The 26258-nt window shown below is 71.6% G+C and carries 20 protein-coding genes; 13 read left to right on the forward strand and 7 right to left on the reverse strand.

The features are described from left to right. Positions 1-8: 8 nt before the first annotated feature. From AB0K10_RS11555 to AB0K10_RS11570, 4 genes are read right to left on the reverse strand one after another with little or no spacing between them, the layout of a single operon-like run. Positions 9-968 carry a hypothetical protein gene (locus AB0K10_RS11555; RefSeq protein WP_363682374.1) on the reverse strand — a complete coding sequence of 320 codons (960 nt, stop codon included), beginning with the start codon at positions 966-968 and terminating at the stop codon, positions 9-11. After that, positions 965-3439 carry an SMC family ATPase gene (locus AB0K10_RS11560; protein WP_363682376.1) on the reverse strand — a complete coding sequence of 825 codons (2475 nt, stop codon included), beginning with the start codon at positions 3437-3439 and terminating at the stop codon, positions 965-967. Before AB0K10_RS11560 ends, AB0K10_RS11555 begins: the two co-directional genes overlap by 4 nt. Continuing rightward, positions 3439-4587: an exonuclease SbcCD subunit D gene (locus AB0K10_RS11565; protein ID WP_363682378.1), complete on the reverse strand. Its 1149-nt coding sequence runs from the start codon at positions 4585-4587 to the stop codon at positions 3439-3441. The genes AB0K10_RS11560 and AB0K10_RS11565 overlap by 1 nt, the downstream gene beginning before the upstream one ends. 18 nt (positions 4588-4605) lie before the next feature. After that, on the reverse strand, positions 4606-6357 hold the full coding sequence (locus AB0K10_RS11570; protein ID WP_363682380.1) for an ATP-binding protein: 1752 nt from the start codon (positions 6355-6357) through the stop codon (positions 4606-4608). Between the two features lie 234 nt (positions 6358-6591). Here AB0K10_RS11570 and AB0K10_RS11575 point away from each other — a divergent pair, with 234 nt between their 5' ends. After that, entirely contained in the window at positions 6592-7110 is a 519-nt protein-coding gene (locus tag AB0K10_RS11575) for a SigE family RNA polymerase sigma factor (protein WP_363682382.1), read from the forward strand. Next, positions 7103-7828: a hypothetical protein gene (locus tag AB0K10_RS11580; RefSeq protein ID WP_363682384.1), complete on the forward strand. Its 726-nt coding sequence runs from the start codon at positions 7103-7105 to the stop codon at positions 7826-7828. The genes AB0K10_RS11575 and AB0K10_RS11580 overlap by 8 nt, the downstream gene beginning before the upstream one ends. 4 nt (positions 7829-7832) lie before the next feature. Here AB0K10_RS11580 and AB0K10_RS11585 read toward each other — a convergent pair whose 3' ends face one another. Next, positions 7833-8579 (reverse strand): pyrimidine reductase family protein, encoded by a 747-nt coding sequence (locus tag AB0K10_RS11585; RefSeq protein WP_363682386.1) that lies wholly within the window; start codon positions 8577-8579, stop codon positions 7833-7835. A 150-nt stretch (positions 8580-8729) separates the two neighbouring features. Here AB0K10_RS11585 and AB0K10_RS11590 point away from each other — a divergent pair, with 150 nt between their 5' ends. The 6 genes from AB0K10_RS11590 to AB0K10_RS11615 all read left to right on the forward strand — a co-directional run bounded on the left by AB0K10_RS11590 (position 8730) and on the right by AB0K10_RS11615 (position 15428). Then, complete coding sequence (locus tag AB0K10_RS11590; protein ID WP_363682388.1) at positions 8730-9275, forward strand: plasmid pRiA4b ORF-3 family protein; 546 nt, start codon at positions 8730-8732, stop codon at positions 9273-9275. 267 nt (positions 9276-9542) lie between these two features. Next, positions 9543-10853, forward strand: a complete 1311-nt coding sequence (locus AB0K10_RS11595; RefSeq protein WP_363682390.1) for an extracellular solute-binding protein — start codon at positions 9543-9545, stop codon at positions 10851-10853. Between the two features lie 113 nt (positions 10854-10966). Continuing rightward, a complete protein-coding gene (locus AB0K10_RS11600) occupies positions 10967-11953 on the forward strand; it encodes a sugar ABC transporter permease (protein WP_363682392.1) in 987 nt (328 codons plus the stop codon). A 70-nt stretch (positions 11954-12023) separates the two neighbouring features. Further along, complete coding sequence (locus tag AB0K10_RS11605) at positions 12024-12869, forward strand: carbohydrate ABC transporter permease (protein WP_039905712.1); 846 nt, start codon at positions 12024-12026, stop codon at positions 12867-12869. Continuing rightward, a complete protein-coding gene (locus AB0K10_RS11610; RefSeq protein WP_363682394.1) occupies positions 12866-14299 on the forward strand; it encodes a GH1 family beta-glucosidase in 1434 nt (477 codons plus the stop codon). The genes AB0K10_RS11605 and AB0K10_RS11610 overlap by 4 nt, the downstream gene beginning before the upstream one ends. 82 nt (positions 14300-14381) lie before the next feature. Beyond that, a complete protein-coding gene (locus AB0K10_RS11615; protein WP_363682396.1) occupies positions 14382-15428 on the forward strand; it encodes a LacI family DNA-binding transcriptional regulator in 1047 nt (348 codons plus the stop codon). An 11-nt stretch (positions 15429-15439) separates the two neighbouring features. Here the strand turns inward: AB0K10_RS11615 and AB0K10_RS11620 are convergent, their stop codons facing one another. Both AB0K10_RS11620 and AB0K10_RS11625 read right to left on the reverse strand, forming a co-directional pair. Further along, the gene (locus tag AB0K10_RS11620) at positions 15440-16648 is read right to left on the reverse strand and encodes an acyl-CoA dehydrogenase family protein (RefSeq protein WP_363682398.1); all 1209 of its coding nucleotides are present in this window, start codon (positions 16646-16648) and stop codon (positions 15440-15442) included. After that, positions 16648-17727 (reverse strand): phosphotransferase family protein, encoded by a 1080-nt coding sequence (locus AB0K10_RS11625; protein ID WP_363682400.1) that lies wholly within the window; start codon positions 17725-17727, stop codon positions 16648-16650. The genes AB0K10_RS11620 and AB0K10_RS11625 overlap by 1 nt, the downstream gene beginning before the upstream one ends. Positions 17728-17877: 150 nt before the next feature. On the opposite strand from AB0K10_RS11625, the gene AB0K10_RS11630 reads away from it, so the two are divergent. The 5 genes from AB0K10_RS11630 (at position 17878) to AB0K10_RS11650 (ending at position 26216) form a co-directional block, all read left to right on the forward strand. Continuing rightward, a complete protein-coding gene (locus AB0K10_RS11630; protein ID WP_363682402.1) occupies positions 17878-18579 on the forward strand; it encodes an amino acid-binding protein in 702 nt (233 codons plus the stop codon). 92 nt (positions 18580-18671) lie between these two features. After that, on the forward strand, positions 18672-19748 hold the full coding sequence (locus tag AB0K10_RS11635; RefSeq protein WP_363682404.1) for a GNAT family N-acetyltransferase: 1077 nt from the start codon (positions 18672-18674) through the stop codon (positions 19746-19748). A gap of 340 nt (positions 19749-20088) precedes the next feature. Next, the gene (locus AB0K10_RS11640; RefSeq protein ID WP_363682406.1) at positions 20089-22992 is read left to right on the forward strand and encodes a glycoside hydrolase family 9 protein; all 2904 of its coding nucleotides are present in this window, start codon (positions 20089-20091) and stop codon (positions 22990-22992) included. Positions 22993-23139: 147 nt separating this feature from the next. Beyond that, the gene (locus tag AB0K10_RS11645; RefSeq protein WP_363682408.1) at positions 23140-23505 is read left to right on the forward strand and encodes a hypothetical protein; all 366 of its coding nucleotides are present in this window, start codon (positions 23140-23142) and stop codon (positions 23503-23505) included. Between the two features lie 206 nt (positions 23506-23711). After that, positions 23712-26216: a non-reducing end alpha-L-arabinofuranosidase family hydrolase gene (locus AB0K10_RS11650; RefSeq protein WP_363682410.1), complete on the forward strand. Its 2505-nt coding sequence runs from the start codon at positions 23712-23714 to the stop codon at positions 26214-26216. Positions 26217-26258: the final 42 nt, after the last annotated feature.

Below are 26258 nucleotides of genomic sequence, written 5' to 3' on the forward strand. Positions count from 1 at the left end.
GTCCCCGCTCAGCGACCGACGCGCGCCGCGGTGCTCAACGCGCGGTGCAGCAGACGGGAATCGCCGAGCAGCGCCCGCAGGCGGCGCTCCAGCCCGGCGATCGGGACGAGGTTCTGCGGCGCCCGCGGATCCTTGTACGGGGTTGACGCGAACCGGGGCAGCGTGACAAGCGACAGGTCGGCTAGATCGATCGCCGCCTCGACGGGCAGGTCGGCGGAGCACTCCACCCGGACGATCCCCGCCCACGGCGCACCCACCGCCACGGGCAGCCGCAAATACCACGACCACCCGCCCCAGGCCGTACCGAGCCGGAACACCGGTGACCGCTCACCGGACGCCAGGCCGGTCACCACAGCCGTCAGTCGGGCGTCCAGATACTGGCTGTGCTGCGTCTTGATGTAGCCGAGCGTGCGCGGCAACTGGCGGCGACTGCGCAACGGGCCGTCCACCACCAACAGGTCACCGTCCACCCGGGCGGCGTCGGACACCGCCACCTCCAGCGCGGTCAACGGGCCCTGCACGGCCGCCGGCAGCTTCGCCAACTCGCCGGTGCCGCCCACCCGGTGCACCGGGTAGCGGATCGAACCCGCCACCACGTCCTGCGCCGACGGGCTCGCCGTGAACAGACCCCGGCCCACCCGCGTACCCGCCAACTGGGCCGCACCCCGACCGAGGTCGCAGCGGACCACCCCGGCCGCGTACGAGGCCGCCACACCGGGAAACGACACGCCGTCCGGTTCGGCCGTCCAGATGCTCGCGTCGATCCGGCGAACCCCGTCGACAAGCAACACCACGTCAGGGGCTCGCACGTCCGCGCGTACCCCGATCGCCCGCCAGTCGACGGCCGGCAGCTCCACGTCGGCGTCGACCTGCGCGCTGCTCGGCGCCGCCGGCCCCGACGCGGACGCCTCGAACGACGCCCCGTACGCCGGATCCCACGAGTCGACGAAGAACGCGGCGTCGCTCACCGGCCGGTCCGTTCGACGCGCGCCGAGCGGGCATCCTTGCGCACCTCGAAGCGGACCGGAATCCGCTCGGCCAGCGCCGAGACGTGGGTGACCACGCCGACCATCCGGTCACCCCGGGCGGCCAGGTTCTCCAGGGTCGCGGCAACCGTGTCCAACGTGGCCGCGTCCAGTGTGCCGAAACCCTCGTCCAGGACTATCGACTCCAGACTCGCCGCGGTCGTCGACATGCCGGCCAGCTGCTCGGAGAGCGCCAGCGCCAACGCCAGCGACGCCTGGAACGTCTCACCACCGGAGAGGGTGCGTACACCCCTGCGCAGCCCGGCGTCGTGGTGGTCGACCACGAAGAACTCGCCCTTGTCGTGCACCAGCTCGTACTGGCCCGAGGACAGCTCCCGCAGGATGCCCGACGCGCCGTCGACAAGCAGGTCCAACGCCTCGGCCAGCAGCCACCGCTCGAAGTTGTTGGCCCGCAGGTGCCCGGCCAGGGCCCGCGCCACCTGCGCCTCACGCTCGTGCCCGGCCCGCTGTTCGCGCAACGTGCCGGCCTGCTCGCGGCGCTCGGCCAGCCGGCGGAGGTCGGCTTCGGCCCGCTCCACCGCCACCGTCGCGGCGTGCACCGGGTCGTCGCCGACCGGCACGTCCGCGGCGGCGAAGATGTCGGCGATCCGCCGCCGCACCTCCTCGGCCGCCGCCTCCGCCTCGGCAACCACTGTGGCCCGGCCCTCCCGGTCGGCGCGGCGACGCTGGGCCTCGGCGGTCGCCCAGTCGGTGAGTGCCGTCCACGAGGCCGCCACGTCGTCCCGGTCGGCCGCCGGCGGACCGAACCGCGCGAGCCCGTCGCGCGCGGTGTCGAAGCCTCGCCAGGCCGCCCGCAACCGCTCCTCCGCCGCGTCCACACCCGCGCGGGCCTGGCGGGCGCTGTCCCGGCCGGCCCGCACGGCGGTCGCCGCCTCCTCCAGGGCACGTCGCAGCCGGGCGTGCTCGGCCAACTCCCGGCGCAGCACCGCAGGCTCGGCCGTGCCCGCGAGCTGCTCGCCCAGCTCGGCCAGCCGGGCGTCCACCTGCTCCTGCCGGGCGCGGGCCTGCACCAGCAGCCGCTCCAGGTCGCGCGCCGCGGCGTCGCGCTGCTGCACCGCCGCCTGCGCCGCCTTGGTGGCGGCGCGCGCCGCCTTGCCGGCCGCCGTCGCAGCGGCCACCGCCGAGTCCGCGGGGACCGCCGGCACCTCGGCCACCGGGTGCTCGCAGACCGGGCACGGCGCGCCGGGGTGCAGGTGCACCCGCAGGCTGACCGCCAGGTCGGTGGCCTTCGCCTCCTCGTGCGCCCGGAAGGCCGCCTCCAACTCGGCGTCGGCCCGCTCGGCATCCGCCCGGGCCGCCGCCAGCGCCGCCACCGCCGTGGCGTGCTCCTCGTCCGCCGCGCGCACGGCCGCGCGGACCGTGTCGGCCTCGCCGGTCAGTCGATCCCGATCGTCGTACGCCCGCAGCTGCAACCGCAGCGCGCTCTCGTCACCGGCGCCGGCCAGCTCACCGCGCAGCTTCTCCTCCCGCTCCTCGGCAAGCGACACCGTCGCGGCCGCGGCGTCGGCCTCGGCCCGCGCCGCCGTGACCGCGCGGGCCACCTCGGCCACCCCGCGCGGGGCACGCACCCCGGACAGCACGCTCAGCTCGTCGTCGAGGGCTGTCAGCGCCGCCGCCGCCTCCCGCGCGCGGGTCCGGGCTGCCGCCAGCTCCGGTACGGCCCCGGTCACCGCATCGGCCAGCTCGACCATCCGGCCCACCCGGGCGTCGGCCTCGGCCAGCGCCTCGTCGTCCACCCCGGTCAGACCGGCGAGCACCTGGTCGACCGCGTCCAGTCGGGCCTCCGCCTGCGCGGCGCGCGCCGTCGCCCGCTTCTGCACGTCCTCGTAGACACCGAGGCCGAGCAGGTTGACCAGGATCTGCTGCCGGGTCGCCGGCTTGGCGTGCAGGAAATCGGCGAACTGCCCCTGCGGCAGCACCACGCAGCTGGTGAACTGCTCGTACGGCAGGCCGACCGCCTCCAGCACCGCCTGCTCCATCTCGGCGGGCGTCCCGGCGATCACCTCGCCGAGGTCGTCCGGGCTCAACCCGGTGTCGAGCTTGGTCACGTCGAAGCCGGCCGGCATCACCTGCAACCCGGCGTTCGCTGTCTTCACGTTGCCCCGGCCGTCGCGGCGCACCACCCGGGTCGCCACGTACCGGGCGCCGCCGGACTCGAAGACCAGCCGGACCCGGGCCTCGGTCGCCGACGGCGCCAGCGCGTTGGCCAGCCCTCGGGCGCCACCCCAGCGGGGCACCGTGCCGTAGAGGGCGAAGCAGATGGCGTCCAACACTGTGGACTTGCCCGAGCCGGTGGGGCCGATCAGCGCGAAGAAGTCGGCATCGGTGAAGTCGACAGTCGTCTCGTCCCGGAAGACCGTGAAACCGGCCATGTCCAACCGCATCGGCCGCATCAGTGCTCGACCTCCTCGAAGAGCTCGTCGAAGAGTTCCCGCACGCCCTCGTCGGCGTGGCCCCGGCTGTCCAGGTAGTCGGCGAACAGCTCCCGGGGCGAACGCCCCGACCGCTGCGCGATGCGCGCGCCGCTGCCCGGCGAGGCGAGCAGCTCCGGGTCGATCCGGATCTCCAGCGCCCGGGGGAGCAGCTCCTGGATCTCCTCGCGCAGGCCGGCGCGGGGCTGCTCCCGGACGAACACCCGCAGCCAGGCGTCCGGCGCCTCGATCTCGGCGAGCTGGGCCAGGGTGCCGCGAACCGTCCGCAGCGCGCTCGCGGCGGTCACCGGCACCTCCCGCACCCGGGCGGCAGTGCTGGCGGTCACCTCCACCACGGTCACCGAGGGCACGTTCTCCTGTTCGCCGAAGTCGACGGCGAGCGGGCTGCCGCTGTAGCGCACCGGGCACGGGCCGGCGACCTGCTGCGCCCGGTGCAGGTGGCCCAGCGCCACGTAGTGCGCGTTCGCCGGGAAGACCGTGGCCGGCACCGCGTAGCCGAGCACCGTGTGTGCGTCCCGCTCGCCGCCGCCGGCCGCCGCGCCGGTCACCGTCAGGTGCGCGGTGACCAGGTGCACCCGGTCCGGCTCGGCGAAGCCCTCGGTGAGGCGGCCCAACACCCGGCCCAGGTGATCGGCGTACGTCTGGTTGGCCTCCGCGGCGGTCAGCTCGTACATCTCCAGCGCGCGGATCGCGTACCGCTGGGACAGGAACGGCAGCGCGGCCAGCTGCCACCGTTCCCCGCCGGCCGTGGTGCCGTCGATCACGTGCTCGGCCGGATTTTCCCGGACGCCACCGCGCAGCGTGATGCCGGCGGCCTCGGCCCACGGCCGCAGCGCGTCCAGCGCCGGGCCGTTGTCGTGGTTGCCGCCGATCGCGACCACGTCCGCGCCGGTGCGACGCAGCGCGGTCAACGCCCGGGTGACCAGCCGGGTCGCCTCCGAGGTCGGCGCGGCCGTGTCGTAGAGGTCACCGGCGACGATCACCAGATCGGGCTGTTCGGCACGGGCGATGTCGATCACCCCCGCCAGCACGGCCTTGTGCTCCTCGGCCCGGGACTGCCCCTTGAGCACCTTGCCCACGTGCCAGTCGGAGGTGTGCAGGATCTTCACAGTTGCACCGGCCCCTACCTAGAACGGGATGTCGTCGTCGGTGCCGCCGCCGGAGCCCACCACGGCGAACGGGTCGGCGGACTGGGTGATCGAGCGCAGCGTCTCCGAGGGGGCGCGGCCCGCCTCGGAGACCCGGGTGGCCCACGCCGGGAACGGGAACTCCAGGCAGAGCGGCACCGGGATGTCCGGCTGGTTGACGAACATGGTGCCCGGCTTGGCGAGCAGCGCCCGCTGCCGCTGGGCGGGCGGGAGGAAACCGTACTCCGGGCGGGACGCCTCGGCCGGGTCGAGCCGGCCGACCACCCGGATCGCCGAGTTGGTGACGATGCGCCGCTCCACCTCGCTCGCCGTCTGCTGGGCGCCGATCAGGATGACCCCGAGCGACCGCCCGCGCTCGGCGATGTCGAGCAGCACCTCCTTGATGGGGGAGGAGCCCTCGCGGGGGGCGTACTTGTTGAGCTCGTCGAGGACGACGAACAGCAACGGCTTGGCCGTGCCGGACTTCTCCTTGCGCTCGAACTCGCTCTTGAGCGTCACACCTACCACGAACCGCTGGGCCCGGTCCGGAAGGTTGTGCAGGTCGACCACGGTGACCTGGGCCGACTCGCTCGTGTTGATCGAGTGTGGGCGACGGGTCGCCAGGTCGCCACGGATCAGCCGGGCCAGATCCTTCTTGCTGCCGATCAGCCGGCGGGCGAACGCGTTGACGGTGCCCAGGCCGACCGCGCTGCCCGCCCAGTCGGAGCGGGTCTCGTCGTCGTTGAGCGCGTCGACGATGTGGTCGACGAGGTCGCCGTAGGAACCCAGCCGGACCCCGTCGATGCTGACCCCGCCGTCGGCGGGCTGGGCGTGGCGGGCCAGGTGCGCGGTGACCGAGTGCACGACCATCGTGTACTGCTGGCGCTCGTCGTCCGCGTCGGCGAAGACGTACGGCAGCAAACGGTCGGCGCAGAACTCGCTGAGCGTCCAGTAGAAGGCGTCCACGCCGGTGAGTCGGCTGCTCACGTCCGGTGTGCCGGCGGCGTCGCCGACCCGCGGCGGGGCGTACACCCGCACGTCGGGGAAGGCGCCGGCGCTCAGGCCCAGCTTCGCGTACGCCGCTCGGGTCGGCTCGTCGAGGCGCAGGTTGGGGTGGTCGAGGAACAGCAGGTCCTCGCCCTTGACGTTGAAGATCAGCGCCTTGGCGTTCACCGCGTCGCCGCCCAGGACGCCGGAGCGGAAGACCGAGTAGAGCAGGAAGGTGGCGAAGCTCGTCTTGGTGGCCACCCCGGAGATGCCGGAGATGGAGACGTGGGCGCCCCGGCTGCCGTCGAGGAAGTCGGCGTTCAGGTAGACCGGCACCCCGTCGCGACCCATGCCCATCGGGATGCGCCGCTCCATCCGGTCGAAGTGCAGCGCGCGGGCCCGGGCGTCGCCCTCGGCCCGGTGCACGACCGCCCCCGGGGTCGGCGGCACGTACAGCTCCGGATCGACCCGGGTGGTGGTGACCTCGGCCGCCTCCTGCACCTGCGCGGGCAGCGTGCCGTCGGCGATGGCGAAGACGTCGGAGTCGAACTGGGCGCCCTCGTGCCGAGCCCGGACCTGGGTGACCACCCCGGCGATCGTCACCGGCTCCCGGTCGGGCAGCTCGCGGCGGGTGACCACCACGTCGTCGAGCTGGAGGTAACTGCCGGGCGCCACGGCCGTCCAGAACTGCAACGGGGTGGCGTCGGCGGTGCCCAGCACCCGCCCGACCGCCTCGCCAGGGCTGTCGATGTCGGCGTCGGTCATCGGGCGAATCGGGTCGGTCGGGCGGCATGGTCGGGGCGCATGCCCTGCATCCTGCCCGAGGAGTACGACAGGTCGCCACGCGACGCGGCGGACGACACCATGCGCCGTCACACTCATGACGCTGGGTGCTCGGCCGAGCGCACGAGGTGGGCGGGAGTCGTGTCGGCCCGAACCGCGCACGGCAGGGACTCAACCCCCGAGGCGCGGGTCGCGTTACCTAGGCATGGAGCACGGATGAGTGACGACTTCGGCGCGTTCGTCGCGACGAGCGGCCCGCGGCTGCTCCGCTTCGCCGTCCTGATCACCGGGCAGCGGGCGGACGCCGAGGACCTGCTGCAGGAGGTGCTGGAGCAGGCATACCCACGGTGGCACACGGTCCGGCAGCGGCAGCCGGAGGCATACCTGCGTCGCGCGATGACCAACCGGCTCGTCAGCCGGTGGCGCTCACCGTGGAACCGACGTCGGGTCGCCGGCGTCCCGGACAGCGTGCCGCAGCAGGATGAGATGACCCGGGTCGACGACCGCGAGCTGCTGCTGACGGCGCTGCGGGAACTGCCGCCGCGGATGCGGGCAGTGGTGGTGGTCCGGTACTGGCTCGGCTTCTCCGAGGCGGAGGCGGCCGCGGAACTGGAATGTTCGGTGGGCTCGGTGAAGAGCCAGGCTTCCCGTGGTCTGCACCGCCTGCGGGCTCGACTGGAGGCGGCCGGTGTTCCCCCACTCGACGTCGACGTTGCTGAGGAGAACCATGCGTGACCACGAGGTGGCCGGCCTGCTCGACCATGTTGTCGCAACCGTGGAACTGCCGCCCGGTCTCGCCCAACGGGTCATCGCGAGAAGTCAGGCGCGTCGCCGTCGGCGTCTGCTGCTGTGGGGCGGCACGGCGGTCGTGGTGGTCGCCGCCGGAGCACTGCTGCTCCCGCAGCTGGGCCCTGCCGGTAGCGAGGGCGGCGGCACCGGGCCGAGCGCGGCCGCCGACGTCCCGGCCGGAATCGTCGGTTCCGACGGTCGACAGGTGACGCAGGCGCAGGTCGTGGCGGTCGGCCGGGTCGGTACGGAGACGCTCGTGCTGATCCGGCGCGAACCACGGGCCGCGGGAGAGCAGGCGGTCGAGGTCCTGACCGTCGCGGACGGGGGCGAACCGCGCCGGTTGCTCGACTACCTCTCGTACGACCTGGCCTGTGTCGACGGCGACGTGGTCTGCGCGGCCATCCGGTCCACCGGCGGCGGGCTGGGCGTCGCCGTGGCGCGGCGCTCCGGCGGACGGCTCTACGTCCTGGTCCAGGCACCGCAGGGCCGTACCGTCGAGGTCGTCGCCAACGGCGTGCCGCATCCGGTCGGCGCGGCGCCGCGGGGCGCGGTGGTCGAGGTGGTCGCCGACGAGCCCTACGACGAGGTGCAGGTCTGGGCGAGTACCGAGGACGGTCGGCGCTACCGGATCCCGTGGGCGCCCGGGGCGGTGCTCGTCGACTGAGCCCTCAGCCGCGGGCGTGGCGGAGCAGCAGGACGCCGTCGTCGGCGGCGAGCACGTGTCGCAGCGGCAGGTGCCGGGGCGCGCTGGCGTCGCCGGCGGTGATCCGGCCAGGGCCGGGGCCGGCGAGCAGCGGTGCGACGGTGAGGCACAGCTCGTCCACCAGGTCGGCGGCGGTGAGCGCGCCGAGCAGGTGCGGGCCGCCCTCGCAGAGCAGCTGGGTCAGCCCGCGCCGGTGCAGCTCAGCGAGGCCGGCGGCGAGGTCGACCCGGTCGGTCCCGTAGCGCAGCAGGTCGGCGACGTCGGTCAGGCCGGGTGGCGGGTCCGCGTCGGCGCGGGTGAGCACGATCGGCCGGACCGGCGCGTCGGCGAAGGCCGCCTGCGCCGGGTCCAGGTCGAGGGAGCCGGAGACGACCACAAGCGTGGGGTACGCGGCCAACCCGTTCGCCCGACGCCAGGCGCGCCGGCCCTCGTCGAGCCGGACCGCGCGGTACCCCTCGTGGCGCAGGGTGCCGGCGGCCACCACCAGCGCGTCGCAGAGCATCCGCAGCAGGCCGAAGACCCGCTTGTCCGGCTCGCCCGACAGGCCGGCGGAGTAGCCGTCCACGCTTACCGCGCCGTCCAGGCTGGCGACGAAGTTGACCCGCAGCCGGGGCCGGTCGCCGCGGCGGAAGAGAGCGGTGAGCGTGGCGTCGTCGAGCGGCTCGGTGGAGGGCTCGGGCCAGAGCCGCCGGATCGGGATTCCGACCGTCATTCGCCGGCCGGACCGGTGACCGGAGGGGTCGGTTCGGCGGTACGGTGCTGGCAGTCGCACCAGTTCCGGCCCGGGCAGTCGTCGTGCCGCCGGGCCCGGCACGCTCGGCAGATCATGCTCGCAGCCTAAGCCGCGGGAGGACGGGACAGCATGCCGCGTCAGATCTTCCAGTTGAAGATGTCCCTCGCCGGTGTCCGTCCGCAGGTGTGGCGGCGGGTGCTCGTCCCGGCCGGCTACACGCTGGACCGCCTGCACCGGGTCGCTCAGCACGCGATGGGCTGGCGGGACTGCCACCTGCACTCGTTCGAGATCGACGCGGTGGCGTACGGCGAGCCGGACCCGGACGGGGGCCTCGCGCTGCACGACGAGCTGGACGTCCGGCTGGACGCGGTGCTCGGCAAGGGCAGCAGGTTCTCCTACACGTACGACTTCGGTGACTGGTGGGAGCACGACCTGGTCGTCGAGGACGCGCTGACCGCCGACCACGACGAGCGGTACCCGGTCTGCCTGGACGGTCAGCGGGCCTGCCCTCCGGAGGGCATCGGTGGGTCGCCGGGCTACCAGGCGCTGCTCGCGGCCCTGGCCGATCCGACCCATCCGGAGCGGCCCGAGCTGCGGAGCTGGGTCGGTGACGGCTTCGACCCGACGTTCTTCGATCCGGCCGTCGCCACGACGCTGCTGCGCCGCTTCTGCTGACCCCGCCCGGCCGCTCGGGTCGACGTCCGGCACGTCCGGCGTCGGCCTGAAACAGGGCGGTAACGATCTGGGAACGCTCCCAACGGTCTATTGACACCCTGGTAGCGCCCCGGCAATCTCATGGGAGCGCTCCCGGGGGAGTGGCCGAAGCCTCCTTCACAGTTCTCCCCAGATCGTCCACGACCACCGGTCCGGCGACGGCAGGGGCGCTGCAGCACCCCCCACCACGCACGACACACCAAGCCTCACCACTTGAGAGGGGTCAGGATGAGCGTCACCTCACGTCGTCGCTTTGCGGCGATCGCGCTCGCGTCCGTCGCCGTACTCGCCTCGGCGACCGCCTGCGGCGGCGACGACTCGTCGTCCGACAAGGACGGCGGCAAGGTCACTCTGGTCGTCGACGTCTTCGGCGACCAGGGCTTCGGCTACGAAGATCTTTACAAGCAGTACCAGACTGAGCACCCGAACGTCACCATTCAGGAGCGCGGCAAGGGCCTCGGCCTGGGTGACTACAACACCCGGCTGACGCAGCAGATCACCGCGGGCGCGGGCGCCGGCGACGTCGTCGCCCTCGAAGAGGGCACGATCGTGCAGTTCTTCGCGCAGGCCGACAAGTTCGTGAACCTGGCCGACCACGGCGCCAACGACCTCAAGGGCAACTTCCTGCCCTGGAAGTGGGAGGGTGGCGTCACCCCGGACGGCAAGGTGCTCGGTCTCGGCACCGACGTCGGTGGCATGGCCGTCTGCTACCGCAGCGACCTCTTCAAGGCCGCCGGCCTGCCGACCGACCGCGAGCAGGTGGGCGCCCTCTGGCCGACCTGGGACGCCTTCATCGAGCAGGGCAAGAAGTTCGCCGCCGCCGACACGAAGCACAAGTTCGTCGACTCGGCCACCAACTTCTACAACATCGTGCTGATGCAGACGGCGGGCGCCGGCAGCGGCTACACGTACTTCGACAAGAGCAACAAGCTCGTCGTCGGCGAGAACCCGGACGTGCAGTCCGCGTTCCAGCAGACCACCAAGATGATCAGCTCGGGTCTGTCGAACAACCTGCGCAGCTTCTCCAACGAGTGGAACGCCGGTTTCAAGAACGGCAGCTTCGCCACCATCGGCTGCCCGGCGTGGATGACCGGTGTCATCAAGGGGCAGGCCGGTGACGCGGCGACCGGCAAGTGGGACGTCGCCAAGGCGCCGGGTGGCGCCGGCAACTGGGGCGGTTCCTGGCTGGCCGTGCCGAAGTCCAGCAAGCACCAGAAGGAAGCCGCCGAGCTGGCCAAGTTCCTGACCAGCGCCAAGGGCCAGACCGAGGCGTTCAAGAAGGTCGGGAACCTGCCCTCGTCGCCGCAGGCCCTCAACGACCCGGCCGTGCTCGCCGCCACCAACGACTACTTCAGCAAGGCGCCGATCGGCAAGATCTTCGCCGCCGGCGCGACCGAGCTGAAGCCGGTCTACCTCGGCCCGAAGAACCAGGCCGTCCGGGACGCGGTCGAGAACGCGCTGCGCAGCATCGAGCAGGGCAAGGCCGCCGACGCCGCTTGGCAGGACGCGGTGAAGAACGGCCAGGCCGCAGGCAAGTAACGGCTGTGGACGCGCTCACGGGTGGTGCCGGACTCCGGTGCCACCCGTGAACCCGCGTCGGAACGCCCTGCCGCGGCGCCCACGACGGTGCCGCCGAGTGTGAAGGACCGCTCATGAGCTCCCTGAAGACCCCCGCGCCACCGGGTGCGTCGGCCCGCCGGTCGCGCCCCGCCCCGCGGCACTCACCGGCGCGCCGCCGTCAATTGAACCGGCTGGACCTGCGCTTCACCCCGTACGTGTTCGTCCTGCCGTTCTTCGTGCTCTTCGCGATCTTCGGCGTCTACCCGATCGTCTACACGTTCTGGATCGCGATGACCGACAGGTCACCGATGAACGCGACGATCAGCTTCGTCGGCCTGGACAACTTCGTCGAACTGTTCACCAACGATCCGCAGTTCTGGAACGCGGTGGTGAACACCTTCGGGATGTTCGCGCTCTCCACCATCCCGCAGCTCATCATCGCGCTGCTGCTGGCCAACGCCCTGAACCGGCGCATCCGCGGCCAGATGTTCTTCCGACTGGCCATCGCGATGCCGATCATCACCTCGACCGCCGTGGTGGCGCTCATCTTCTCGATGATCTACGCCCGCGAGTTCGGCCTGATGAACTGGCTGCTCGACCTGGTCGGCCTTGGTCCGATCGACTGGCGCGCCAACCGCTTCGCCTCCTGGTTCGCCATCGCCACGATGGTCGACTGGCGGTGGGTCGGCTACAACGCCCTGATCTACCTCGCGGCGATGCAGTCGATCAACAAGGACGTGTACGAGGCGGCCGCCCTCGACGGCGCCTCCCAGCGCCGGCAGTTCTGGTCGATCACCATCCCGCAGCTGCGTCCCACCATCATCTTCACGCTGATCATCTCGACCATCGGCGGTCTGCAGCTCTTCACCGAGCCGCTCATGTTCACCAGCGGCTCGGGCGCGCTCTCCGGCGGCACGGAGGGGCAGTTCCAGACGATCACGATGTACCTGCTGGATGTCATGAACCAGCGGTTCCGGTGGGGATACGCGGGCGCCGTCGCGCTGGTGCTCTTCCTGCTGATCGCGTCCGTCTCGTTCCTCAACTACCTGCTGGCCCGCCGAATCAGCTCCGACAAGTGAGGGTGGCCCACCCATGACCAGTACCACTCTGCGACCGCCGGCGGTCCAGCCACCGGCCAGTCGCCCCGGCATTCGCCACCGGGCGGAGAAGCTCTGGACGGCCAGTCCGCTGACCTGGTTCGGCCTCGTCCTCGGCGTGATCCTGTCGCTCTTCCCGTTCTACTGGATGATCGTCATCGCCTCGCGGACCAGCGACGCCGCGAACTCCTGGCCGCCGCCCTTCCTGCCCGGCGGCAAGCTGGGCGAGAACATCCAGCGGGTGCTCGACAACGGCGACGCGAACATCGTCAAGGGCCTGCTGAACTCGTTCCTGGTGTCCGGCACGATCACGGTGGCTACCGTGTTCTTCGGCTCGCTCGCCGGGTTCGCGTTCGCGAAGCTGCGTTTCCGCGGCAAGAACGCGCTGTTGCTGATCATCCTGGCCTCGATGATGATCCCCATTCAGCTCGGCGTGCTGCCGCTGTACATCCTGATGGCGAAGCTGGAATGGCTGAACACCATGCCGTCGGTGACCGTGCCGTTCCTGATCGGCGGATTCGGCATCTTCATGATGCGCCAGTACGCCGAACAGGCCGTGCCCAACGAGCTGATCGAGGCGGCCCGGGTCGACGGCTGCTCCACCTGGCGCGTCTACTGGCACGTGGTGGTGCCGGCGCTGCGACCCGCGGCGGCCGTACTCGGGCTGCTCACCTTCATGGAGCAGTGGAACCAGTTCTTCTGGCCATTCGTGGTGCTCGCCGACCCGGCCAATCCGACCGTGCAGATCTCGCTGCGCAGTCTGAACACCGCGTATTTCGCGGACAATTCTCAGATTTTCGCGGGTACGCTCATCGCGACCCTTCCGTTGTTCATCGTGTTCGTTCTGTTCGGCCGCCAGATCATTGGCGGGATCATGGAAGGTGCCGTCAAGTCGTGAGCAACCCCGCCAGCCCACCCGCCGTCGACGTCCTCGACGAGCGCCCCGGGCTGACCTTCCCACCCGCCTTCCTGTGGGGCGCCGCGACCGCGGCTTACCAGATCGAGGGGGCGGCGGCCGAGGGCGGCCGCACCCCGTCGATCTGGGACACGTTCAGCCACACCGAGGGCCGGGTGATCAACGGACACACCGGTGACGTCGCCTGCGACCACTACCACCGGCTCCGTGACGACGTCGCGTTGATGGCCGAGCTGGGCCTGAAGTCGTACCGTTTCTCGGTCTCCTGGCCCCGGGTGCAGCCCGGCGGCTCGGGTGCGGCCAACGCGCAGGGTCTGGACTTCTACCGCCGGCTGGTCGACGAGCTGCTGGCCCACGACATCGAGCCCTGGCTCACCCTCTACCACTGGGACCTTCCCCAGGAGTTGGAGGACGCCGGCGGTTGGCCGTCGCGGGACACCGCGGCGCGCTTCGCCGACTACACGACGCTCGTCGCCGACGCGCTCGGCGACCGGGTTCGCTACTGGACGACGCTGAACGAGCCCTGGTGCTCGGCGTTCCTCGGCTACGGCTCCGGCGTGCACGCCCCGGGCCGGTCGAACGGAGCGGACGCGGTCCGCGCCGGGCACCACCTGATGCTCGGGCACGGCCTGGCCGTCCAGGCGCTGCGGGCCGCGCGACCCACCGCCGAGGTGGGCGTGACAGTCAACCTGTACCCGGTCGACCCGGCCAGCGACGCCCCCGCCGACGTCGATGCGGCCCGGCGGATCGACGGGCTGGCCAACCGCTTCTTCCTCGACCCGCTGCTGCGCGGGTCGTACCCGGCGGACCTGGTGGCCGACCTGCGCACGGTGACCGACTTCGACCACGTGCGCGACGGCGACCTGGCGACCATCGCCACGCCGCTGGACCTGGTGGGGATCAACTACTACAGCCGGCACGTGGTCGCCGCGCCGGTCGAGGCCGCCGAGTCCGAGCCGAACTGGCGGGAGCCGTCCTGCTGGCCGGGCAGCGAGGACGTCCGCTTCGTCACCCGGGGCTTTCCGGTCACCGACATGGACTGGGAGATCGACGCCCCGGGCCTGGTCGAGACGCTGCGGCGGGTGCACGAGGAGTACACAGACCTGCCGCTGTACGTCACCGAGAACGGCTCCGCGTTCGTCGACACGGTGGTCGACGGGCAGGTCGACGACACCGACCGGCTGGCCTACTTCGACGCCCACCTGCGCGCCTGCCACGAGGCGATCAACGCGGGCGTGCCCCTGCGGGGCTACTTCGCCTGGTCATTGATGGATAATTTCGAGTGGGCCTGGGGTTACACCAAGCGCTTCGGCATGATCCACGTCGACTACGACAGCCAGCTTCGCATCCCCAAGTCCAGCGCCAGGTGGTACGCCTCGGTGATCCGACGCAACGGTCTGGCCGCACAATAGGCTCGGGCCAGCCATCAGGGCGGTCCTGGTGTCCACCTTCCGCAGGTGGCACCGGGCCCGCCCGCCGTCGGAGGAGCAGACGATGACAACGCAGCGCACCCGGTCGCTCGGGCGCCCGACCCTCGACGCGGTCGCGGCGCGCGCCGGCGTGGGTCGAGGCACGGTCTCCCGCGTGGTCAACGGCTCGCCCCAGGTCAGCCCGGAGGCTCGGGCCGCGGTCCAGCAGGCCATCGCCGAACTGGGGTACGTGCCGAATCGCGCGGCCCGCGCGCTGGTCACCCAGCGGACCGACTCCGTCGCACTGGTGGTCTCCGAATCCGGCGAGCGGGTCTTCACCGAGCCGTTCTTCGCCGCGATCGTGCGGGGGATCAGCTCCGGCCTGCTGGAGACGCCCATGCAGCTCTGGCTGGCGATGGCCCAGTCGCCTGTCGAGCGGGAGCGCGTCGAGCACCACCTCACCAACCAGCACGTCGACGGCGTACTGCTGCTGTCGTTGCACGACTCCGACCCGCTGCCCACCCTGCTGGAGGAGCGCGGCCTGCCCGCGGTGCTCGGCGGCCGGCCGGCCCGGATGCTGCAACCCGGCGCCCAGCCGGCCTGGTTCGTCGACGTCGACAACGTCGGCGGCGCCCGGCAGGCGGTGGAGTACCTGACCGGCCAGGGGCGGCGGCGGATCGCCACCATCGCCGGCCCGCAGGACATGGGCGCGGGCCTGGCCCGCCTGGCCGGCTACACCGAGGCCGTCAAGGCCACCGGCGCCGGCGTCAACCCCGACCTGATCGCGTACGGGGACTTCAGCGAGGGCAGCGGGGCGACCGCCATGCGCCGGCTGCTGGAGGCCTGCCCCGATCTGGAGGCCGTCTTCGTCGCGTCCGACCTGATGGCGTTCGGCGCGCTGCGTACGCTGCGAGACGCCGGCCGGCGTGTCCCCGAGGACGTCGCCGTGATCGGCTTCGACGACGCGCCTGTCGCCCGGCAGGCGGACCCACCGCTGACCACTGTGTTCCAGCCGGTGGAGGAGATGGGCCGGCAGATGGCCCGGCTGCTGGTCGCCCGCATCCGTGGCGACGACCTCCCCGCCCCGCACATCCTCCTGGACACCCAACTGGTGCACCGCGCCTCCGCCTGAGCGGCGGTGGCTCAGGCCCAGCGGCGAAGTTCGCGTTTGGCGAGCGAGTTGCGGTGCACCTCGTCGGGACCGTCGGCGAGGCGCAGGGTGCGGGTCTGCGCCCAGAGGGCGGCCAGCGGAGTGTCCTGGCTGACGCCGGCGCCGCCGTACCCCTGAATGGCCTTGTCGATCACCCATTCCGCCATCGCCGGCGTACCGATCTTGATGGCCTGGATCTCGGTGTGCGCGCCCTTGTTGCCGACGGTGTCCATCAACCAGGCCGTCTTGAGCACCAGCAGGCGGGCCTGCTCGATACGCACCCGCGACTCGGCGATCCACTCCCGGACGACGCCCTGCTCGGCGAGCGGTCGGCCGAACGCGACCCGCCCGAGCGCCCGCTTGCAGAGCAGCTCCAATGCCCGCTCAGCCATTCCGACCAACCGCATGCAGTGGTGGATCCGGCCGGGGCCCAGTCGCGCCTGGGCGATCGCGAAGCCGGTGCCCTCGGCGCCGATCAGGTTCTCGGCCGGCACCCGGACGTCCGTGAAGTCGATCTCGGCGTGCCCGCCGTGTGAGCCGTCGGTGTAGCCGAAGACTGTCATGCCCCGGCGGACGTGCACCCCGGGAGTGTCCCGGGGGACCAGCACCATGCTCTGCTGGCGGTGCCGGTCGGCGTCGGGGTCGGTCTTGCCCATCACGATGAAGATCTCGCAGCGCGGATCCATCGCGCCGGACGACCACCACTTGCGGCCGTTGATGACGTACTCGTCGCCGTCACGGACGATCCGGGTGGCGATGTTCGTGGCGTCGGAGGACGCCACGTCCGGCTCGGTCATGCAGAACGCGGAGCGGATCTCGCCCTCCAGCAGCGGCATCAGCCAGCGACGCTGCTGCGCTTCCGAGCCGAACTCGGCCAGCAGCTCCATGTTGCCGGTGTCCGGCGCCGCGCAGTTGACCGCCTCCGGCGCCAGGTGCGGGCTGCGCCCGGTCAGCTCGGCCAGCGGCGCGTACTGCAGGTTGGTCAGGCCGGCGCCGTAGCGGGGGTCGGGCAGGAACAGGTTCCACAGGCCGCGCTTGCGGGCCTCCGCCTTCAGCTCGGCCAGCACCGGTGTACGCGACCACGGGTCACCCGCGGCGACCTGCTCGGCGTGCACGGCCTCGGCCGGGTAGACGTGTTCGGTCAGGAACCGGGTCAGCTCGTCGCGCAGCTCCTCGGTCCGGGTGTCGTACGAGAAGTCCATCACCGCTCCCTGGCGGCGGTCAGCCCGTGCGCGACCAGCGGTGCCACCATCTCGCCGATCCGGTCGAAGCCCTCGCCGAGCGTCTGCCCGAGCGTGTGGCGGTAGTGGATTCCCTCGCAGATGACCGCGAGCTTGAAACAGCCCAGCGCCACGTGCCAGTGCAGCGGCCCGACGTCCACGTCGCTGCGTCCGGCGTACCTGTCGATCAGTTCGGCTCCGGTGGGGAAGCCGGCGCGCGGCCCGAGCCCGTCGGCGACCGGGTTGCCCTCGGCCGTGTCGCTGCCGCCGAGGACATCCCAGTACGTCAGGAGCAGTCCCAGGTCGGCGAGGGGGTCGCCGAGGGTGGCCATCTCCCAGTCGAGGACGGCGTGCACGGCCACCGGGTCGGCCGCGGCGAGGAGGTTGTCCAGTCGGTAGTCGCCGTGCACGATCCGGCCGGCGTTCGCGCCCTCCGGGGCGGTGGCGGCCAGCAGGTCGCGCAGCTCGTCGATGCCGGGCAGGTCGCGGCTGCGCGAGCGGTCGAGCTGCCCGGCCCAGCGGCGGACCTGCCGGGCCAGGTAGCCCTCGGGACGGCCGAAGTCGCCGAGCCCGACGGCGGCCGGTTCGACTGTGTGCAGCGCGGCCAGCGTGTCCATCATCGCCATGGCGAGAGCCCGTCGTCGCTCGTCGCCGAGCGGGTCGGTCTGCGCGCGGGTGCGGAACACCTCGCCAGGCATCCGTTCCATCAGGTAGAACGGTGCGCCGATCACCTCGGGGTCGGTGCAGAGCAGCAGCGCGCCGGGCACCGGCACCTCGGTCGGGGCCAGCGCCGAGATGACCCGGAACTCGCGACCCATGTCGTGCGCGGTCGCCAGCACGTGCCCCAGCGGTGGCCGGCGCAGCACGAGCTCCCGGTCGCCGAGGCGCAGCAGGTAGGTGAGGTTGGATTTGCCGCCCGCGATCAGCTGGGCCCGCACCGGCCCCGTGGCGAGGTCGGGTCGGCGCGCCGCCAGATGGGCGGTGAGCCGATCGAGGTCGAGCCCGGCGGGGGAGGCCGGAACCGCGCCCGGCCGGAGCGCGCTGACGGCCGGATCGGTCATCCGACTAGTTGATGGCAGGCCGCTCACGTTGTCAAGGTCAGATTTTCCCCTCGGGACATGCCTCGGCAACAGGGACGAAATGGTCAACAGGCAGGCTGTGACGCAGCCTGCCGGCCAACTGTCGCCGGCCCGCCGAGCGGAGGGACAGACATGTTGCTGCGAGTTCGGGTCACCCTGCCGGACCGTCCGGGCACCCTCGGCCAGGTCGCCCGCACGCTGGGTGTCTCCGGCGCGGACATCGTCCAGGTGGTGGTCCTCGAGCGTCTCGGCGGGCGCGCGGTGGACGACTTCACCGTGGTGTGGCCCGGCGCGGCTCGGGTCGAGCGGCTGCTGGCCGGCCTCGCGGCGATTCCAGGCGTACGGGTGGACGGGGTGTGGCGGGCGATCGGCGCGCCCACCACGACCGGTCAGGACGCGGAGTTGCTGGCGCAGGTCGCCGCCAACCCGGCCGACGGGCTGGCGACCCTCGTCGACGCGGTACCGGGACTGCTGGCCGCCGACTGGGCGGTCGCCGCGGTGGTCCCGGTGGACTGGGCCTCGCGTACCGGGGGCGGTGGCGCCACCGTGGGCCACGCGAGCTGGCGTGCTCCGGTGCCTCTGCGGCTGCCGGAGGTGACCCCGCTGCGCGGCCGGTCGATGACCACGCCCGACGGCACCCACCACGCGATCGCGCCGTTCGGCCGGGCCGGCCTCGTGCTGGTGGTGGCCCGCGAGCACAACGACACCCTCTGCGCCGCGAATTTCCACAGCACCGAGGTCGACCGGCTCACCCAGCTCGTCCGGGCCAGCGCGGTGATCCTCGGTGACCGGCTCGACCTGGTCGGCGCGCCGCCGGTCGTCGCCGGCCCCTGAGCGGCCTCAGGGCCGTTCCCGGGCCGACACGGCCGAGCAACCGGGCGGCAACAGCCGCGGGCGAGGCTCTGAGGTGGGGAAGGGAGCCAACCATGACGTTGTGGCGGATTCGGGCCACCGTGGACGACCGGCCGGGTTACCTGTCGGTTCTCACGGCGAGCCTCGCGCTGCGGGGGGTCAACATCCTCACCGTGCAGGTGCAGCCCACCGAGCAGGGCGCGGTGGACGACTTCCTGGTCGACGCGCCGGACGCGCTCGACGAGGCCGAGCTGATCGCGGCGGTCGAGCGGGGTCGTGGCCGGGACTGCTGGGTGGCGCGCAGCGAGGCGCGCGGCCTGGCCGACCAGCCGACCCGGGTTCTCGGGCTGGCCAACCGACTCGTGCGTGACCCGGACGCGACGGGCGAGGCGCTGCGTACCCTGCTCGGCGCGGACTCGGTCACCTGGCGACCTGCGTCGACGGGTGTCGACCGGGGGATCATCGACGCCACCATGACGCTGGCCGACCCGGCGGGCGGCTCGTTCGCGCTACGCCGGGCCGCGCCCGCCTTCACCCCGGCGGAGTACGCCCGGGCGCAGGCCCTGGTCGAGTTGGCCGCCACGGTGGCGCGTCGGGCCGCGGAACAGGTCACAGTGGTGCTGCCCGACGGGGCCGAGGTGGTCGTCCGGCCGGCCGGCGCCCACGATTTGTCCGGTGTGGTGGAGCTGCACGAGGCGTGCTCACCGCGTAGTCGACAGCGGCGTTATCTGGGCGCGGCGGCGCTGCCGCGGCCGGCCCGGCTGCGCCGGCTGCTGGAGCCGAGCCGAGGGCTGACGCTGATCGCCACCACCAGCGGCGCCGACGGCGCTGCCGAGTCGGTGGTCGCCATGGCGAACCTGCTCGGCGAGGGCGACGAGGCCGAGGTGGCGCTGCTGGTGCGCGACGACTGGCAGCGGCGAGGGCTCGGCTCGGCGTTGCTGCGCCGGTTGGTCCGGCACGCCGACGCGGCCGGGTACGCGGCGCTGGTGCTGCACGTCCAGGCGGAGAACACGCCGATGCTGCGGACGCTGCGGCGGCTGGACCGGCCCAGCTCGGTGCAGCGCGACGGGGCGTTGCTCACCGTGACGGTCCCGCTCGTCGTCTCCGCTGCGGCGGAGAGGACGCGCACGGTGCTGACGCCTGGGGCGTAGCGAGGGTCCCGGTCACCACCGGGGCGGTTCGCGGCGGCCCGACGATCCACTCGTCGCCCGGGTGGCGGGGTGGGCGGCGGCGGTAGCCGGGGGCGGCAGCCCAGAACGCTCCGGCTTGCTTCGCATCGGACACTCCCAGCGAGAGCGGCGCGATCATCGCCAATGGCCGACCGTACCCCTTCACAAATCGATGACGCGCGCATTACATTGTCGATTATCCATGGGAGCGCTTCCACGGCCCGTGGTTACACCGCCACCCCCGCTGTCGCCGGTGGCCGTGTCGCCCGTACGCCGTCCCGCGTCGGTGCGGCCGCCGGCGGCACCTCCGACAGGAGCCCGCATGCGCCACCTGACCCGGCCGTTCCGCGGCCACCCCGGTCGGTCACCGGTCGCCGACCAGCCTTGGCCCCGGCGCTTGCTGGCCGTCGGCGTCGCGCTGCTCACCGGCGCGTCCCTCGCGGTGACCGCACCGCCGTCCGGGCCCGCCGCCGCTGCGCCGGCTGCGACCTACAACTACGCCGAGGCGTTGCAGAAGTCGCTGCTCTTCTACGAGGCGCAGCAGTCGGGCAAGCTGCCCGACTGGAACCGGGTCTCCTGGCGCGGCGACTCTGCGCTCACGGACGGCGCCAGCGCGGGACTGGACCTCACCGGCGGCTGGTACGACGCCGGCGACCACGTGAAGTTCGGCTTCCCGATGGCGTTCAGCGCCACGATGTTGGCGTGGGGCGCGGTGGAGTACCGCAGCGGCTACACGGCCTCCGGCCAACTGCCGCACCTGCTCAACAACCTGCGCTTCGTCAACGACTACTTCATCAAGGCGCACCCGTCGGCAAATGTTCTCTACGGGCAGGTCGGCAAGGGCGACGACGACCACAAGTGGTGGGGTCCGGCCGAGGTGCTGCCGATGGCGCGTCCCGCGTACAAAGTCGATGCGACCTGTGGCGGCGCGGACCTCGCCGGCGAGACGGCGGCCGCGATGGCCGCCTCGTCGATGGTGTTCCGGCCCACCGACGCGGCCTACGCCGACAAGCTGCTCACCCACGCGCGGCAGCTCTACACGTTCGCCGACACGGTGCGAAAGTCCTACAGCGAGTGCATCACCGACGCGGCGTCGTTCTACAAGTCGTGGAGCGGCTGGCAGGACGAGCTGGTGTGGGCGGCCATCTGGCTGTACCGGGCCACCGGCGACGCCAGCTACCTCAGCAAGGCCGAGAGTGAGTACGACAAGCTCGGCACCGAGCCGCAGTCCACCACCCGCTCCTACAAGTGGACCATCGCCTGGGACAACAAGCAGTTCGGCGCGTACGTGCTGCTGGCCAACCTGACCGGCAAGCAGAAGTACGTCGACGACGCCAACCGCTGGTTGGACTACTGGACCGTCGGCGTGAACGGGCAGCGGGTTCCGTATTCACCAGGCGGGATGGCGGTGCTCGACTCCTGGGGCGCGCTGCGCTACGCGGCCAACACGTCCTTCGCGGCGCTTGTCTACAGCGACAAGACCACCGACACCACCCGCAAGGCGCGCTACCACGACTTCGCCGTCCGGCAGATCAACTACGCGCTCGGCGACAACCCCCGTAGCTCCAGCTACGTCATCGGGTTCGGCGCCAACGCACCGAAGAACCCGCACCACCGCACCGCCCACGGGTCCTGGTGGGACAGCCAGACCGTGCCCGTGCAGACCCGGCACACCCTCTACGGCGCGCTCGTCGGCGGCCCGTCGGCGGCCAACGACGCGTACAACGACAGCCGGTCCGACTACGTGATGAACGAGGTGGCCACCGACTACAACGCCGGCTTCACCTCCGCGCTGGTGCGGCTGACCTCCGAGTACGGCGGCAGCCCGCTGGCCAACTTCCCGGTCGCCGAGACGCCGGACATGGACGAGTTGACAGTGGAGACCACTGTGACGCAGGCCGAGCCCCGGGCCACCGGGCTCAAGGTGATGGTCTACAACAAGTCGGCGTTCCCGGCCCGGGCCCTGACGAACGGGAAGTTCCGGTACTACTTCCGGCCCGACGGCACCGGCAGCGTGCAGGTCACCCCCGGCTACACCCAGGGCTGCCCGTCCCCGACCACTGCCAAGCAGTACAGCGGCGACATCTGGTACGTCGAGGTCGACTGCACCGGGTACACCATCGCCCCCGCCGGTCAGTCGCAGCACCGGATGGAGGTCCAGTTCAAGATCGGCGTGCCGGAGGGCGGCACCTGGGACCCGACCAACGACCCGTCGTACCAGGCCACCGCCGGGCCGAACCGGAAGGTGCCGCTCTACGCCGGCACCACCCGCGTCTGGGGCGACGAGCCGGGGCCGGTCGTGCCGGACACCACCGCCCCGACCACGCCAGGTAAGCCCGTTGCGTCCGGCCTCGCGCCCCGTTCGGTCACCCTGGCCTGGGCGGCGTCCACCGACAGTGGCGGCAGCGGCCTGGCCGGCTACGACGTCCGCGAGGTCCTGGTCGGTGGCGACACGGTGGTGAACCGGCCCGTCACCGGCACCACGCTCACCATCTCGACACTGCTTCCGGAGCACACGTACGAGTTCAGCGTGGTGGCCCGCGACGGCGCCGGCAACCGGTCGGCGGCGTCACAGGTGCTCACCGTGACCACGCCGCCGACCGGCTCCGCCGACACGACCGTGCCGAGCACGCCCGGCACCCCTGTCGCCTCGGCGGTCACCGCCACCGGGCTCACCCTGGCCTGGACCCCGTCGACCGACAACGTCGGTGTCACCGGCTACCGGGTCTACCGCGAGGCCGGCGCCACCGACGCGCTCGTCGGCTCGCCGAGCGGCAGCACGCTCGCCGTCACCGGGCTGACGGCGTCGACGGCGTACCAGTTCTACGTGGTGGCCGTGGACGCGGCAGGCAACACCTCCGCGGCGTCCGCGCCGGTCGCGGTCACCACCGCGCCCGCGCCGGTCGGCGGCACCTGCTCGGTGGGGTACGCCAGCACCGACTGGAGCACCGGCTTCACCGCCACGGTGACCATCACCAACAGCGGCACCACGGCGATCAACGGCTGGACGCTGCGGTTCAGCTTCCCCGGCGGGCAGACCGTCAGCCAGGGCTGGTCGGCGACGGTCAGCCAGACCGGCGCGGCGGTCACCGCGACGAACCTGTCCTACAACGGCACGATCGCGCCGGGCGCGTCGGTGAGCTTCGGCTTCAACGGCAACCACACCGGCACCAACCCGAAGCCCACGGCCTTCACCGTCAACAACACCGCCTGCACCGTGGCCTGAGGCTTCGAACGTTCGAGATCGTGGACAGTTTCCGTCAGCGCTCACGGAAACTGTCCACGATCCGTGCCCGGAGTACGCACACCGTCGTACCCGGGATGACGTCGCGGGGCGGACGCCAACCGGCAGGCGTCGGACCATCGTGGTGGCATGACTGTCACCGCACGGACGTTCACAATCGCCGGTCTCGTCGTCGGCGCCGCGGGCATCGGCGTGTTGTGGGCCGCCGGAGTCGAGTTCCCCATCGCCGTACCGCCCGGGATCATCATCCTGCTGGCCGGCGCCCTCTTCGTCGCGCTCGCCCCGTGGCGCCTGTCGCCCGCGGTGGGCGCGCTGCTGGGCCTGTTCGTGGCCGTCGGGTTCGCGATCAGCCCGACCGGCGTGGACAACCTGCTCGGGCGGCACGGGGCCGACGTGGCGACCGGACAGGCGATCCAGTTGGTCGGGGTGCTGACCGCGCTTGTCGCCGGCGTGCTCGCCACCTACGCCGCCCGGCGGGTGCCTCAGCGCCGCTGACCTCGGCGGCTCGACGTCAGTCGGTGAGGTCGTCGGCGAGCAGGTCCAGATGCGCGGTCGTCGGCCGGCCGAGCGTGGTTCCGAAACTTTTCCGAAACATCATTGCTCGGACCGGCGCGTGTGCAAGCATCGACTGAGTTAGATCCCCGAGACCTCCGGTCGTCCCGCCTCGGCGGCCCGGGGTGTTGGCCAATAAGGAGGCCGAGATGGCAATGAGCCCAACCGTTCATAGCGGCGGGACTCGGCGACGGCGATCGCCCGCCGTCCGAGCGCTGCTCGCCGGCGCGTTCAGCGTCGTGACTGTGGCCGCCGTGGCGGTGATGATGCCCTCGGCGAACGCCGCAGCGACCACGCTCGGCGCGGCCGCCGCGCAGTCGGGCCGGTACTTCGGCACCGCCATCGCGGCAGGCCGGCTCGGCGACTCGACGTACAGCACGATCGCCGCGCGCGAGTTCAACATGATCACGGCTGAGAACGAGATGAAGCCGGACGCGACGGAGCCCCAGCGGGGCCAGTTCAACTTCAATTCCGGTGACCAGATCTACAACTGGGCGACCCAGCGCGGCCTGAAGGTCCGTGGGCACACCCTGGCCTGGCACGGGCAACAGCCGGGGTGGATGCAGAGCCTGAACGGCAGCAGCCTGCGTCAGGCGATGATCGACCACATCAACGGCGTGATGGGCCACTACCGGGGCAAGCTCGCCGCGTGGGACGTGGTGAACGAGGCGTTCAACGAGGACGGCAGCCGTCGTCAGTCGAACCTCCAGGGCACCGGCAACGACTGGATCGAGGTGGCGTTCCGCACCGCGCGGGCGGCCGACCCGTCGGTCAAGCTCTGCTACAACGACTACAACATCGAAAACTGGTCGTACGGCAAGACGCAGGGCGTCTACCGCATGATCCAGGACTTCAAGTCACGTGGCGTGCCGATCGACTGCGTCGGGTTGCAGACCCACTTCACCGGCGGCAGCTCGCTGCCGAGCAACTTCCAGACCACGCTGTCCAGCTTCGCCGCGCTCGGCGTGGACGTGGCGCTGACCGAGGTCGACGTCACCAACTCCTCCACCACCCAGTACGCCGGGCTGACCCAGGCGTGCCTGAACGTGCCGCGCTGCATCGGCATCACCGTCTGGGGCGTACGCGACAGCGACTCCTGGCGCTCCAACGAGAGCCCGCTGCTCTTCGACGGCGGCGGCAACAAGAAGGCCGCCTACAACTCCGTCCTCAACGCGCTCAACGCGGCCCCCCCGACCTCGAGCCCAACCGCGAGCCCGACGGTGAGCCCGACGGTGAGCCCGACGGTGAGCCCGACCACGAGCCCGCCGCCGAGCGGCGGCGCCGGCCGGATCGTCGGCGTGCAGTCGGGCCGGTGCATCGACGTACCCAATTCCACGCAGACCAACGGCACACGCGTCCAGCTCTACGACTGCAACACTCAGTCGAACCAGCAGTGGACGTACACCTCGAGCAAGCAGTTGCGGGTGTACGGCAGCAAGTGCCTCGACGCGAACGGCGCGGGCTCCGCGAACGGCACCGGAATCATCATCTGGGACTGCAACGGCCAGTCGAACCAGCAGTGGAACATCAACTCCAACGGCACCATCAGCGGCGCGCAGTCCGGCCGGTGCCTGGACGTCTGGGGCACCGGCAACGGCCAGCAGGTTCAGCTGTACGACTGCCACGGGCAGACCAACCAGCAGTGGCGGACCGACTTCGGTGGCGGCACCACGCCGACGCCCACCACCACGCCGACGCCGACCACCACGCCGACGCCGACGCCGACATCGACGCCGCCGAGCGGCTGCGCGCTTCCGTCGACCTACCGGTGGTCGTCGACAGGCGCGCTGACGAGCCCGAAGAACGGCTGGCTCTCGCTCAAGGACTTCACAAACGTCGTCTACAACGGCAAGCACCTGGTCTACGCGTCGAACGTCAACAGCGGCGGCTCGTACGGCTCGATGAACTTCGGCCTGTTCACCAACTGGTCCGACATGGCCTCGGCCAGCCAGACCGGAATGAGTCAGGGCACGGTGGCGCCCACGCTGCTGTACTTCGCCCCGAAGAACATCTGGGTGCTGGCGTACCAGTGGGGGCCGACCTCGTTCAGCTACAAGACGTCGAGCGACCCGACGAACGCCAACGGGTGGTCCGCGGCACAGACGCTGTCCACCGCCAACCTCCCCGACGCCCCGTACGGCGTGATCGACCAGACCCTCATCGGCGACGACCAGAACATGTACCTGTTCTTCGCCGGGGACAACGGCAAGATCTACCGGTCGAGCATGCCGCTGGGGAACTTCCCGGGCAGCTTCGGCTCGAGCTACACCACTGTCATGTCCGACTCGACGAACAACCTGTTCGAGGCCGTCGAGGTCTACAGGGTGCAGGGCCAGAACCAGTACCTCATGATCGTCGAGGCGATCGGAAGCCAGGGGCAACGCTACTTCCGGTCGTTCACGTCCAGCAGCCTGGGCGGCTCGTGGACCCCGCAGGCCGCCAGCGAGAGCAACCCGTTCGCCGGCAAGGCCAACAGCGGCGCGACGTGGACCAACGACATCAGCCACGGTGACCTGGTCCGCACCAACCCCGACCAGACCAAGACCGTCGACGCCTGCAACCTGCAGTTGCTCTACCAGGGCAAGGACCCCAACGCGAGCGGCGACTACAACCGGCTGCCGTGGCGGCCGGGTGTGCTCAGCATCCAACGCTAGGCGTCACTTCGTCCGCGGAACACCGGGGCGTGTCCGGCACCA

Origin of the sequence: Micromonospora sp. NPDC049274 (genome assembly GCF_040678875.1) — a bacterium.
Lineage (GTDB): Bacteria > Actinomycetota > Actinomycetes > Mycobacteriales > Micromonosporaceae > Micromonospora.

Bases quoted from the DNA above. Each gene is read 5' to 3' on its own strand.
- AB0K10_RS11560 (WP_363682376.1), bottom strand. From the start codon at position 3,439: ATGCGGCCGATGCGGTTGGACATGGCCGGTTTCACGGTCTTCCGGGAC.
- AB0K10_RS11570 (WP_363682380.1), bottom strand. From the start codon at position 6,357: ATGACCGACGCCGACATCGACAGCCCTGGCGAGGCGGTCGGGCGGGTG.
- AB0K10_RS11575 (WP_363682382.1), top strand. From the start codon at position 6,592: ATGAGTGACGACTTCGGCGCGTTCGTCGCGACGAGCGGCCCGCGGCTG.
- AB0K10_RS11580 (WP_363682384.1), top strand. From the start codon at position 7,103: ATGCGTGACCACGAGGTGGCCGGCCTGCTCGACCATGTTGTCGCAACC.
- AB0K10_RS11585 (WP_363682386.1), bottom strand. From the start codon at position 8,579: ATGACGGTCGGAATCCCGATCCGGCGGCTCTGGCCCGAGCCCTCCACC.
- AB0K10_RS11590 (WP_363682388.1), top strand. From the start codon at position 8,730: ATGCCGCGTCAGATCTTCCAGTTGAAGATGTCCCTCGCCGGTGTCCGT.
- AB0K10_RS11595 (WP_363682390.1), top strand. From the start codon at position 9,543: ATGAGCGTCACCTCACGTCGTCGCTTTGCGGCGATCGCGCTCGCGTCC.
- AB0K10_RS11600 (WP_363682392.1), top strand. From the start codon at position 10,967: ATGAGCTCCCTGAAGACCCCCGCGCCACCGGGTGCGTCGGCCCGCCGG.
- AB0K10_RS11615 (WP_363682396.1), top strand. From the start codon at position 14,382: ATGACAACGCAGCGCACCCGGTCGCTCGGGCGCCCGACCCTCGACGCG.
- AB0K10_RS11620 (WP_363682398.1), bottom strand. From the start codon at position 16,648: ATGGACTTCTCGTACGACACCCGGACCGAGGAGCTGCGCGACGAGCTG.
- AB0K10_RS11625 (WP_363682400.1), bottom strand. From the start codon at position 17,727: ATGACCGATCCGGCCGTCAGCGCGCTCCGGCCGGGCGCGGTTCCGGCC.
- AB0K10_RS11630 (WP_363682402.1), top strand. From the start codon at position 17,878: ATGTTGCTGCGAGTTCGGGTCACCCTGCCGGACCGTCCGGGCACCCTC.
- AB0K10_RS11635 (WP_363682404.1), top strand. From the start codon at position 18,672: ATGACGTTGTGGCGGATTCGGGCCACCGTGGACGACCGGCCGGGTTAC.
- AB0K10_RS11640 (WP_363682406.1), top strand. From the start codon at position 20,089: ATGCGCCACCTGACCCGGCCGTTCCGCGGCCACCCCGGTCGGTCACCG.
- AB0K10_RS11645 (WP_363682408.1), top strand. From the start codon at position 23,140: ATGACTGTCACCGCACGGACGTTCACAATCGCCGGTCTCGTCGTCGGC.
- AB0K10_RS11650 (WP_363682410.1), top strand. From the start codon at position 23,712: ATGGCAATGAGCCCAACCGTTCATAGCGGCGGGACTCGGCGACGGCGA.